This window comes from Schlesneria paludicola DSM 18645 (genome assembly GCF_000255655.1).
Lineage (GTDB): Bacteria > Planctomycetota > Planctomycetia > Planctomycetales > Planctomycetaceae > Schlesneria > Schlesneria paludicola.
Window position 1 is genome coordinate 1,207,754 of the sequence record NZ_JH636434.1, and the last position, 12,178, is coordinate 1,219,931.

8 protein-coding genes are annotated in these 12,178 nt (G+C 55.5%); 7 read left to right on the plus strand and 1 reads right to left on the minus strand.

Going from position 1 to position 12,178, the window contains the following annotated elements:
- Positions 1-116: 116 nt before the first annotated feature.
- Positions 117-2,321 (minus strand): cyanophycin metabolism-associated ABC transporter, encoded by a 2,205-nt coding sequence (locus OSO_RS0105890; RefSeq protein WP_010582548.1) that lies wholly within the window; start codon positions 2,319-2,321, stop codon positions 117-119.
- Between the two features lie 324 nt (positions 2,322-2,645).
- Between OSO_RS0105890 and OSO_RS0105895 the strand changes: the two genes are divergently transcribed.
- The 7 genes from OSO_RS0105895 (at position 2,646) to OSO_RS0105940 (ending at position 12,177) form a co-directional block, all read left to right on the plus strand.
- Positions 2,646-3,914 carry a hypothetical protein gene (locus OSO_RS0105895; RefSeq protein WP_029246697.1) on the plus strand — a complete coding sequence of 423 codons (1,269 nt, stop codon included), beginning with the start codon at positions 2,646-2,648 and terminating at the stop codon, positions 3,912-3,914.
- A complete protein-coding gene (locus OSO_RS0105900) occupies positions 3,914-5,167 on the plus strand; it encodes a hypothetical protein (protein WP_010582550.1) in 1,254 nt (417 codons plus the stop codon). The genes OSO_RS0105895 and OSO_RS0105900 overlap by 1 nt, the downstream gene beginning before the upstream one ends.
- A gap of 251 nt (positions 5,168-5,418) precedes the next feature.
- On the plus strand, positions 5,419-6,180 hold the full coding sequence (locus tag OSO_RS0105905; protein ID WP_010582551.1) for a hypothetical protein: 762 nt from the start codon (positions 5,419-5,421) through the stop codon (positions 6,178-6,180).
- A gap of 535 nt (positions 6,181-6,715) precedes the next feature.
- Positions 6,716-7,549, plus strand: a complete 834-nt coding sequence (locus OSO_RS0105915; protein ID WP_010582552.1) for a thioredoxin family protein — start codon at positions 6,716-6,718, stop codon at positions 7,547-7,549.
- Between the two features lie 540 nt (positions 7,550-8,089).
- Positions 8,090-9,043 (plus strand): ABC transporter permease subunit, encoded by a 954-nt coding sequence (locus tag OSO_RS0105925; RefSeq protein WP_010582554.1) that lies wholly within the window; start codon positions 8,090-8,092, stop codon positions 9,041-9,043.
- Positions 9,044-9,308: 265 nt separating this feature from the next.
- Positions 9,309-11,318, plus strand: coding sequence for an ABC transporter transmembrane domain-containing protein (locus OSO_RS0105930; RefSeq protein WP_010582555.1), 2,010 nt, complete (start codon positions 9,309-9,311; stop codon positions 11,316-11,318).
- Positions 11,319-11,619: 301 nt separating this feature from the next.
- Entirely contained in the window at positions 11,620-12,177 is a 558-nt protein-coding gene (locus OSO_RS0105940; RefSeq protein ID WP_010582556.1) for a DUF2760 domain-containing protein, read from the plus strand.
- The last annotated feature ends 1 nt before the right edge of the window (position 12,178 follow it).

Here is a 12,178-nt window from a genome sequence, read left to right on the forward strand (position 1 = left end):
GTATGCAGCCCAATGTGCCGACTCCTCTGTTTTTTACAGTATCCTGGCCGGAATGGCCGCCAATGTCATTGTCATCGCACACACAGGAAAGGTGACATTCATAAACCCTTTTCAGGCTACCAGCCAATGTCTTTCGTCAGTTCCTGCTGAGCTCGATGCAGTGCGGCATAGGCGCCGTCTCGTTTCAGCAATTGGTCGTGCGTCCCGATTTCCATCAGGCGGCCACGATCAATCACCATGATGCGATTGGCCTGCCGCAAGGTGCTCAGGCGGTGTGCAATCGCAATTGTTGTTCGGCCACGAACCAGGTTTTGCAACGCTTCCTGAATCTGACGTTCTGTCGTGGAGTCGAGTGCGGACGTCGCTTCATCCAGAATCAGGATTCGCGGGTCGATCAGCAACGCGCGGGCAATGCTGATTCGCTGTCGCTCGCCGCCGGACAACGACTGGCCGCGTTCGCCGACCAGTGAGTCATAACCATCCGCCAGTTGCAGAATGAATTCATGCGCGCGGGCCGCCTTTGCGGCTTCAATAATTTGTTCGCGCGTGGCCGTTGGCGATCCGTACGCAATATTTTCCGCGATCGTGCCGTAAAACAAGAAGGGGTCTTGCAACACGATCCCCACGTTGCGTCGGTACTGCTCGACATTGTAACTGCGGATGTCGATTCCATCGGCGAGGATGGCGCCTTCCGCGACGTCGAAAAATCGACAGACGAGATTGATGAGCGTGCTTTTCCCTGCGCCGGTATGCCCCACCAAACCGATCATCTCGCCCGCTTCAATCTTCAGCGAGAAGTCACGGATGACCTTGCGATTTCCATAGCGGAAACCCACGTGGCGGAACTCGAGATCACCACGAAGCTTGTCGATATTGATCGGCTTTGCGGGCTCTGGAACACTCGAAACGCGATCCAGAATCTCGAAGATTCGCTGTGCGCTGGCCGCGGCCCGCTGGGACGCATTGACGATGCGGCTCATCATTTCCAGCTTGCTATAGAACCGCTCACTCAGCAGCACCACTTTCGCCAGGGCGCCTACGCTAAATCCTGATTCATCGTGATTACCGATCAGCCAGACACCACAAACCCAAACCACAAACACGCCAAGGTGATTCAAGAAGGTAATCAGCGGCCAAAAGAAGGTCCAAAGCCTGTTGACGCGATTGTTCGAAGAAACGACCAGTTCATTGGCAACCGAGAACCGTTCGATTTCGCGATCTTCCTGCGCGAACGCTTTGACCACGCGAATACCCGGAATCGTATCGGCCAGCACGCTCGACATCGCCCCCCACGCGCGACTGGAGGCTTGAAACCCGATCTGTAACTTGTCACGGGCGTAGTACATCAACCAGACGATGAAGGGAAACGGCAGCAGCGCCACAAGCGCGACCTTGAAATTCGAACTAAAAAGTGCGTAGGTCACGACCATCAACAGAATTGAATTCGCAATGAAATCAACAATGCTGTCAGAGAGAAACGCACACAACCGATCCGAGTCACTGCTGATTCGCGACATCAGGTCGCCCGTACGTTTTCCACCAAAGTACTCAAGTGACAGCCTCTGCAAATGAGAGTACGTCCGGCGTCGCAGGTCGCCCGTAATGCGTTCGCTGATCCATGCGAGCAGCGCTCCCTGGCCCCATCCCAGCAACCACGCCGCCACCGCGGCGCCCAGCATGACAGCCAGATAGAACCCACATTTTGCAAAGAGTTGCCCTGGCCCTACGGTATGCTCTCGCAGCAAATCGACCAGCGGTTCGGTCATCTCGATCGTCTTGACTTCGGCAATCGAAGCAGTCAACGACATGCCGAGCGCCAACAGCATCCATCCCAAGTGAGGCCGCGCAAATTGCCAAAGTCGGAACAATGCCGCGGTATCAGGAGGCGGTTCGTGTTCCTCGGCCATGGGAATTTCATCTTCCTCAGGCCGTTCAATATGTCCGCCCTTCGCACTCAGTTCCTCGAATCGATCCCCTAGTACAAGCGCCGAGGGACCTTGAGCAATCGTATAGTGCCAAACCCCGAGCCGACCTTCCGTGCCGAGGATCTCGAGCGTTCCCAGGCCGCCACGATCTTTGGTTTTCAACTTCTCAATCGCAGACAGCGGCCACTCTTGAATACCGCTTGCGATGGAACAACTTAGAAACCGACGGTTCGTCAGCACCAATAGAGTCGAACGGTAGAACCGTTCACGATCGATATCAGAAATCATGTATGCCAGAACGATTTCGTCTGCCGCGAGCTGCGCAATCAGGGGTTCACGCAAGGAAGACGCGACACGCGTCCAACCCTCGGGCGGGCCAGCGTTCGGTTCAAGCATGTTATTCAAAGGTGAATTCCAATCCTGGAATGAAGCGTAAACGACGGTTCGCTCGACAGATTAACGAACGCCGCGGCACACCGTAAGCGTTCGCGCGGAATCCCTTGGACCTGAATTGTCAGAACAGTCCAAACGAGAAATATTCAAACGAATCCACCAGCCATCGCACGTTGTCACCGCAGCAATTCGGTCAACTCGATTGACGTGAACGAACTGCAACGCAATCATCAAAATTCGATGATACGAGTGCCCCCGACGGACGTTCTCGATTGGCTCGGGACAAACCAGAGCCTCGGCGCGTCAGTCGTCACGCAAGGATCAGACATGCTTGGCAATCGACGAGATTTTCTGCTCACCGCGGCCGGTGGCCTGGCAGCAATGCCGCTGACAACTTGGGCGGCAGATCGTCGCTTGCGAATCGCTGCGGTGACCACGATCTACCATAAGTATTCCCACTCCGAACACATCGTCGACCGCTTCCTGGACGGATATGGCTGGAATGGAAAGCATCACCTTCCGGCGATGGATGTGGTTTCCCTGTACGTCGAGCAGGTGGGCGAAAACGACCTCAGCCGCGAACGAGCCGCGCGTCACCCGGAAATGAAGATCTACCCGACGATCGCCGAGGCATTGACACAAGGCGGTGACAAGCTTGCGGTCGATGGAGTTCTGCTGATTGGTGAACACGGAAAGTATCCCACCAACGAAAAAGGGCAGATGCTCTATCCCCGTTACGAGTATTTCCAACAGATCGTCAAGGTTTATCGTGACAGCGGACGAACCGCGCCGATTTTCAATGACAAGCATCTGTCCTGGAACTGGCAGTACGCCCAGGAGATGTATGACACTGCGAAAAGCATGAATTTTGGCTTCATGGCGGGTTCGTCATTGCCTGTCAGTTGGCGTCAGCCTTCCGTGGAATTGCCAGTCGGTGCCGAAATTGAGGAAGCCGTCGGAATCTGGACTGGCGGGATCGATGGTGGCGATATCCATGTGATTGAAGCCCTTCAATCCGTCGTTGAACGCCGCAAGGGGGGCGAGACGGGTGTGAAAGCGGTCGAGGCGTTTAAGGGCGACCGGTTCTGGAAGGCGCTGGCCTCAGGAACATGGAGTGGCGGCGGATGGGATCAGAAACTGCTCGAAGCCTGCCTGTCGCGCAGCAATCAACTGAAATCCAATCGTGAAACGTACAGTCACACGTACCCTGGCCTCGAAGATATTCGTCGCCTGGCGCCGGATTCCTATGCCTACCGATTCGAATACAACGACGGAATGAAGGTGTCGATCCTGCAGTTCCCTGGCCTTGTCGGCGATTGCAGTATGGCCGCGCAGCTCAAGGGAGGCGAGTATTTTTCGTTGATGTTCTATTTGCCGTATTACACGACGAGAAACTTCTTCAATCCGCAGGTTCATCATATTGAGTCGCTGTTCCTGACCGGAAAATCGCCTTATCCGATCGAACGCACCTTGCTCACGACAGGCATGACCGCGGCCGCCATCGATTCGCTGTTCCAAAAGGAACGCCGATTGGAAACGCCACATCTGTCGGTTGCCTACCAGCCCACTCGAGAATCCACATTCCGGAGAACCTGATGCTTGATCGACGGACATTTCTCGCGGCGATGGGAACCGCGGCGCTGGTTGGCCCCCGTTCGTTGTTTGCGGCTGCGGCGGAACCGAAGCGAATCGCCATCGTCACGACGGTATTTACATATCAGTCACATGCCCAGCACATGGGCGATCGTTTTCTGATTGGATACCCACGTCATGGCCAATGGCACACCCCGCCTCTGAAGGTGGTCTCCCTGTATGTCGACCAGCGCCCCGAGGGCGATCTCAGTGCGAAACGAGCCGAAGCGCATGGATTTCAGGTCTATCCCACCATTGCCGAAGCACTGCGTTGCGGTGGCGACAAGCTGGCCGTCGATGGGGTCGTGATCATCGGGGAACACGGGAAATATCCCATTAATGCCAAGGGACAAGTTCAATACCCGCGATTTGAGTTCTTTCAACAGGCCGTCGAGGTTTTCGAAAAAGACGGACGCGCCGTTCCAATCTTCAATGACAAACACCTGTCATACGACGGAAAAAAAGCCCGCAAGATGGTGGCGGACTCCAAACGCCTGAAATTTCCGTTCCTGGCTGGTTCATCACTTCCAGTCACCTGGCGACTGCCGCCCGTGGAAGTTCCGTACGGTGCAGAACTCGACGAAGCACTGATGGTGGGTGTCGGCGGCTCCGATCCCATGGACTACCATGCCCTCGAAGCCATGCAGTGCATGGTCGAACGCCGAAAGGGCGGTGAGACCGGTATCGAATCGGTGCAACTCATCGAAGGGGACGCGGTCTGGAAGGCGGGTGAAGAAGGTCTATGGTCGAAGCGGTTGCTGGAAGCCGCCCTGACGCGATCCGACACAACTCAAGGTGTCACAAAGCTGGATTCTCGCATGCAGAACCTGGCGACAAATGGCGAATTGCAGAAACTTGTCACACAACCAGCAGCCTATTTGATCAAGCGCCGCGACGGACTTCGCACCACGCTGCTGATGCTGAATGGTGCCGTCGAGGATTATACATTCGCCGCACAGATTAAAGGTGGCGACATCGTCTCCACACAGTTTTTCCTGCCACCGACACCCAATGTCACCTATTCCGCATGCTTGGTCGCGCAAATCGAAGAGATGATTACGACCGGCGTGGCCCCATATCCAGTGGAACGGACCGAAATCGTCAGTGCCTTGCTCGATCGGTGCCTTGATTCCAAAGTCGAAGGACACCGACGGATCGAGACGCCGGAACTGAATATTTCGTACTTCGGCCGTGACGTGTCGTTATTCGGCGGATAGCAAGCGGCTCAGACGCCCAAGTTGCCTTGAACGATAGCCGTTCCGACTGCGCGGGGCTCTCAGACGCGCGTCAGAGGTCACCCAACTGCACCAGGCAGAATTTGGCGGCCAGATTTGCCGTTTTCTGCCAAGAAAACTGCTTGACTTCGGCAAGTTAAGCCGATTTCTGAAACAGCGAGACGCAGCAGGACTCGCAAACCAGGTCAGGGAAGGCCGGGGACCACAGCCGCATGGTTTGAAGGTACTTTCCCATGAAGACCTATTTTCATACGCAACGCATTGCCGCAATGGTGTCATTCGTCACCAGCCTGATTCTCGTGTCCGGTTGTCGCAGTGCTTCAGTGAACTCGCCTGACCGGGCGAGTTCTTCGTCAGGCTCTTGGGGTGCTCCGTTCTATCGATCATTCGAACGGTCACCGCGCCCCTACGATGATGTCGAGTCACCAAATCTGGAACCAATTCCACCAGACGCAATTCCTCCCGTTCCAGGATATTCCGAACCAACCCCCGCGATTCCTCCAGCACCTTCGGCGCAGAAATCTCGCTGGAAGCCCAAGCTGCCAACATTTGCCCAGCAAAGTCAGGTCAACCAGACGGCGGCGAAATCAGAGGGGAAAAACGGTTCGGCGAAACTGGGTGGCATACGAAGTTCACAGTGGACAAGTAAATCGAACAACGGCGAAGTCGTCCGAGCACGCTCGGCAAACACGGATTCTCAACCCGAACTCGCGGCCGCAGTTCCAGTCGATGACGTCGATGAGCATGACGTCGTGATCTCGCCCGGCCATGATGAAGGTGATGTCTTCGATCAACCGGTCATTGAACCACCCAAACTCCAGACGCCGATCAAGACGCGTCATGGCGTAATCCGTGAATGGCCCGCAGGGCCCCGCAGCACGAGCAATTCGAAGAACGCCCGTTCACACGAGCCAGTTCTCGGCCTTCCTGAAAATCATCATAAAGAAGCAGACGGAACAGAGGATATGCCGCTGTTGTTGCCTCCGTCGGCTTGAAAATACGTCCCGATCGTGGTCGCCGGATGAATCTGGCGGGAGGAGTTCGGCAGTCAGACCACGATCTCCCGAAAACCGCAGGCACAGTCGCGTGCCTGCGGTTTTTTTACTCTTTGACATCGCCGATGCCGTTGCTGGACAGTTGGAAAATGGGTGAAAACCGGACGTGAAATGGCCGGAAAGACGCCGCATTTTCGCTGATTTGACGAAAAACTTTCTCAAATCTGACTTAAATCTTTGAAAAAAAGTGGCCAACGGCTCGCCGTAAGTCTTTATGCATCTGACAGAACAATCTTTGGATGGTGGCGTAAATCCTTGAGAGAACGGACAGAGCAACTTTGATTCGTTTTTCAAGACACATTTCAGAACATTACAAAACTGAAAGGTTGGCTGCGGTCAGGTCGGTGGCAGCCCCCCTGGAGCACCACTATTCTGTCCCGCTCCTCTGGACTCGGTGGCGACAGGATGGGCCGTGAGCTGACCGAGCGGGGACAAGGACGGTTTGAGAACCAATGGTTCGGCCCAGGAGGTTGGTATGCGAAAATCGCGAATGGAATCCGCTCTTTTTCGGAGCCTGATCTTGGTTGCCGCGACAGCGTTGTCTGTCCAAGCCCAAGACTCGGGAGGATCCAGCAATTCGATTTCGTGGCAAACGTCTTATCGGCAAGCCGCCGATGAAGCCGCCCGTGATGGCAAACCAGTGCTCGTGAGGGTGACGGCTAGCTGGTGTGCTCCTTGTCAGCAGATGAAACAGCTGACGTTCACGGATTCACGCGTCGTCGAACTCGTTCGATCGAACTTTGTGCCGCTGCTCATCGACGCAGACGAACAACCGGATTTGGTCTCGGGATTTCGCGTGGAAGCGTACCCGACCACGATTATCGTTGCTCCCGACCTGACAATCCTGAAACGGATGGCGGGTTATCAATCGGCCGACAGTCTGGCCAACACGTTGGCGACGCTATCGCGGTCGCTGCCCGAAACCCAGACGACGGCAATAGCCGGCGATGCGGTTTCGGCACTCGAGCCTTCCAATGCCGTCAAATATGCCTTCGACGGTTTTTGCCTGGTCAGCTTGTTGGAAGAAACTCGGGTTCGGAAAGGTTCTGCCGAATTCGTGGCTGAGCATCGTGGTCAGATGCTTTGCTTCGAAACGGCAGAACGACGTCAGAAGTTCCTTGAAGATCCGGAAAAATATTGGCCGGTCGCCAACGGTCAATGTCTGGTCAGTTCGCGTGAAGGTTCCCGGGCTGGGAAAGGTGATCCGCGAATGGCCGTCACATGGCGAGGACGAATCTGGATGTTCAGTGATCGCGAACGGCAACGACGATTCATTCAGACTCCGTCGTACTACGCCAACGAGATGTAATTTCGAACGACGTTTTGCCGATTAAAGTGGGTTAATTGGGCTGGGGACTGCGAAGCCTCTGGCCTCGGTTGCTCGAAGTGGGTTGAGCAGCCGAGGCGTGTTTCGCTCGTAACGTCAATAAAATTTACATTTTGCATATTCTTTCGCGACGTTCGTCGCCTTCAATCTCAGAAAATCACAATTCGTATCGTGCGTGCCACTGGCCTATTCGTCTCGTGCTCATCGCTAGCCGCAACTTGCTAGCCGCAACATCCGTTCCACACGTACGAAGAATTCATTCGCCAAACTTGGCCCATTCCGCAGGGATCGTGCGAACTCCGACATCGTCGCGAATGTTCCCGGATCTTACAGACGGTCTGTTCGGACATGCCGTCGCCGAAAGATTGGAACATTTCGTCGCAGCGAGTTTTCTTCGGCTTCCGCGATCGGTACATTCTTGAGTTCGGTCCAACAAACTCTCCTGGATCGACGTACTCTGCGCCGCGTAGTTCGGTCACGGTGTAGATATTTCGGTGCATTTTTGTTCGTGCGAGGATGTTCATGCTGACGCCGTCATGTTGGTCATTTTGCGTTCTGGCCGCGGAAAATGGGGGAATCGCGACTGTCGGTGCGGTGAACTGGATCCCCACGATCATCGTCTGCGTGCTGCTGCTCGTGGGCCTGATCTGTTTTTCCTACATGACAAAAGCGGGCATTATCGCTCGCGCAACGACCAAAGAGGCGGTTCGCCAGCCAGTCTTTCTGTTGTGCCTGGCACTCGCCGTGGTCGTGCTATTGATTAACTATGTCGTGCCGTTCTTCACACTGGGTGAAGACGTCAAGATGCTGAAAGACTGCGGACTGGCCACGATTCTGATCACGGGCCTGTTGATCGCGGTCTGGACGGCCAGCACCAGTGTTGCCGACGAAATCGAAGGCAAGACAGCGATGACGCTACTCTCAAAACCGATCAATCGACGTCAGTTTGTCCTTGGAAAGTACATCGGGATTTTTCAGGCAATTCTCTGGTATATGCTGCCTGTTGTCACCGTGTTCCTGGTCCTGATCTACTTCAAAGTCAGCTATGACGCCAAAGAAGGCTCGAAAGAGATTCCGACCCATGCCGAACGAATTGTCGAAGTGTACCAGGTGTTGCCGGGCGTCGGCCTGCTGTTGATGGAAATCGCTGTCATGTCAGCCGTTAGCGTTGCCATCTCGACGCGTCTGCCCATGGTCGTGAATTTGACAAGCTGTTTCGCGATCTTCGTCGTGGGACACCTGACCGGATTGCTGGTACAAGCTGGGGTGCTGAAGCTGGAATTTGTTCAGTTTATGGCACGATTGATTGCCACGATCCTGCCATCGCTGGACCTCTTCAATATCAGCGCGGCCGTTGCCACCGGGGCGACCGTTCCGCCCGACTACCTTGGCTGGTCGGCGATCTACTGCGCTTCTTACTGCTGTGCCGCGATCCTGTTGGCGTTTATTCTGTTCGAAGATCGCGATCTGGCCTGAAAATCGGAGCAATCCCCCCCACGTGAACACTTCCCTTGGGGGGGCCTTAGGAGCGACAATCAATCGAAGCATCCAACGGCGCGCTTTGCCTTAAGAGACTTCAAGACAAGAGCTCTCGACAGACGATGCTTGCCCATAACGGACTGGCTGGATTCGGCTGACCTCGGCGTACGGACACCACTGCTAAATCATTTGCAGATCGGCAACGCTAGTGGACGCGGCTCCTATCAATACGGTTGAGAGAATTCTCTCCAGACGAAGCCTCTTGCGCGGTCGGGCACGGATCGCCGGATGCTGGTCCATCCTCGCGGCGATCGCATTAGTTTTGCTCCTGGGTAACCTCAATCTGCTCATGGGATTACTCATTGATCGCGGCCACATTGACCTGTCGCTGCTGCCTCCCGACATCGAACGGTTTGAACGCTTGTCCGGCCTGAGTGTCATTCGTGCGACAGCGCCCGCCGATGGCCAAGTCAAGCTCACCGTTCCCGCGAACGCGGTCCCCGCCGAAGAGGCACCACCAGAACCGATTCACGTTTACTACGATGAACATGGAATTCTGCCGACAGTCTGGCACAATCGCGATTTTTGGTGGGGGCCTGGAATTGCCTACCTGTACCGACAGGTGCCATGGCTGCAGTCGAATATTCTCGCCCTCGTCTGCCTGCTCTCGTCGGCGGCAGGACTGTATCTGCTGCGTGACGGGTCTTTGCGCCAGATGCGACTGAGTTGTCAGCGCGGCTCGATTGAAGCCGTCACCGCCACCCGCCGAAATCTCTTCCGACAGGTACTTCGCATTGGGCCGCAAGATCTCGACGGTTCTGAGCAAAGCACCGCGACCTACTTGTTCACGACCGAAGTCGAAACGATTCGTCGTGGCCTGCACGATGTGATTTGCTCCACGATTCGATATGCACCGGAACTATTCGGCCTGGCGACCGTGCTTTTCAGCCTGGACTGGCGACTGGCACTGCAATGGATCGCTCCGACCACTCTCGTTCTGCTGCTCGTCGACGGAGTGCGACGCAAGGCACAACAAAAAGAAAACTTGGCGGAAGATCGCATCCGCGACGAAGAACAGACCCTGCTTTCGCGACTGCAGAATTCCCGCCTGACACGAGGGCTGGGAATCGAACAGACCGAACTTGAGCAGTTTCAGAAGCATTTGGACCGCTACCATTCGCAATTGATGGACGCAGCACGCACCGCAGACAAAGTGGCCCACCCTCAAGGAAATGTGGTTCTGATTTGTGTGGGATTGCTCGCATTTTTGCTGTTTCTTGTGGGTGGAAACGTCCTGGTCGTTGGAAAACTGCCTTCCTCGACACGGATGGCGGCATGCGATGCCTTCACGTTTATCTTCGCGGCCTTCCTCGCAATCCCCGGAATGCGTGCGTTTCGATCATTGCCCGAAATTCGTCGCGAAGTGAACCTGGTCGCGGAACGGATTCGCAGATATCTCGAACAGATTCCGTCCGTCAGTCAGGCCGTCGGCGCGAAATTCCTGCAACCGATGAGTAAGACACTGCACTTCGAAAATGTGAAGTACCAAACCCCTGCCGGACGCCTGGTCCTGGATGGCATCGATTTCAAAATCCCCGTCGACACGACCACGGCAATCGTATCACTCGATCCGCTTGAGGCACGTGCCGTCGCATTGATGCTGCCTCGGTTCATTGAGCCCCGCCAGGGACGCGTCTTGATCGATGGCGAAGATATTGCCTGGGGCACGCTCGAATCGCTACGAGCCGAAACCGTCTTCGTGTCCGCAAACGACCCGCCATTCGATGGGACGGTTCTGGAAAATATCCGCGGCGGGCAGGCCGAGCTGACACTGCAGCAGGTGACAGAGGCCGCGAAAATGACGCATGCCCACAACTTCATCGTCAAGTTGTTCAACGGATACGAGACCATTCTGACCGGTCACGGAGACTCGTTAGACGCGGGTCAGAAATTTCGGCTGAATCTGGCACGTGCCATTGCGCGCGGCCCCGCCTTGCTGATTGTCGAAGAACCCACCGAAGTGCTCGATGAAGACACCAAAACCCTGCTGGTCGATGCTTACGATCGAATCTGTCGTGAGCGGACCGTCATCTTCCTGCCCGCGCGCATGTCGACGGTGCGGCGAACCGATCAAGTGATCGTCCTACACGAAGGCAAAGTTGTCGCATTGGGACCACACTCGAAACTGGTGACCCAGTCGCTAGTCTACCGACACTGGGAATACCTTCACTTCAACGAGTTTCGCCACGACGGCCAAGACGAAGCCACGTAATCGTCAATGGCATAACAACTTAAACTGAATAACCCAACCGAAATCATCTCATCTCCAGATGAGACTCGCTCACGTCATCGTGTCACTCTTCAGGGAAGTTGGTCACCAATCCGGCGAAGACGGAACTCAGAGAGTCGCCCGCAGATCCCGTGCGTGATCCTGAACCGGCAACGAATTCTCGTAGCTCAGGCCCATCCCGGACATTTCGATTGGTTGACATTTCGGGGCGGACCAGCGCTACTTGCCAATCTGGCCTGAATTGGCTCGCAATGCATCGTCATCCTTATCCGAGGAGTATCTCGTGGCTGGTCGAGTTTCCACAGCGTTTCGTGCGTTTTTTGCCGCGCTGGCAAATCGGGAAGCCGCGGAGCGGATCGATCATGCACTTAAGGATCAACCGACAACAGAAAGCCCTGTTGCACCCGCACTGCCTTCTCGAGCGGAACCGGTCAAGACCGCCCCCGAACGACCAAAACAAAATGAAGCGGTCACGTTGCTGGCCACGCTTCAACGTGAAGCACGGCTCGTCGATTTTCTGAAAGAAGAGATCAGCGGATATTCTGACGAGCAGATTGGTGCGGCCGTCCGTGAAATTCATCGCGAGAGTGCTTCAGTCCTGAACCGAATGTTTGCCATCCAGCCCGTCTTGGAGCAGGACGAGGGCGCATCGGTCGAAGTGCCCGAGGGATTCGATCCCGCCCGCTATCGCCTGACGGGCAAGATCAGTGGGCAAGCGCCCTTCCGCGGGACGCTCCGCCATCATGGTTGGATTGTCACCCGTAGCGAATTTCCCGAGTTCATCGGCAATGAATCCGCGGCGAAGACGATCTGCCCCGCTGAAGTGGAAGTTCAGCCGTAAG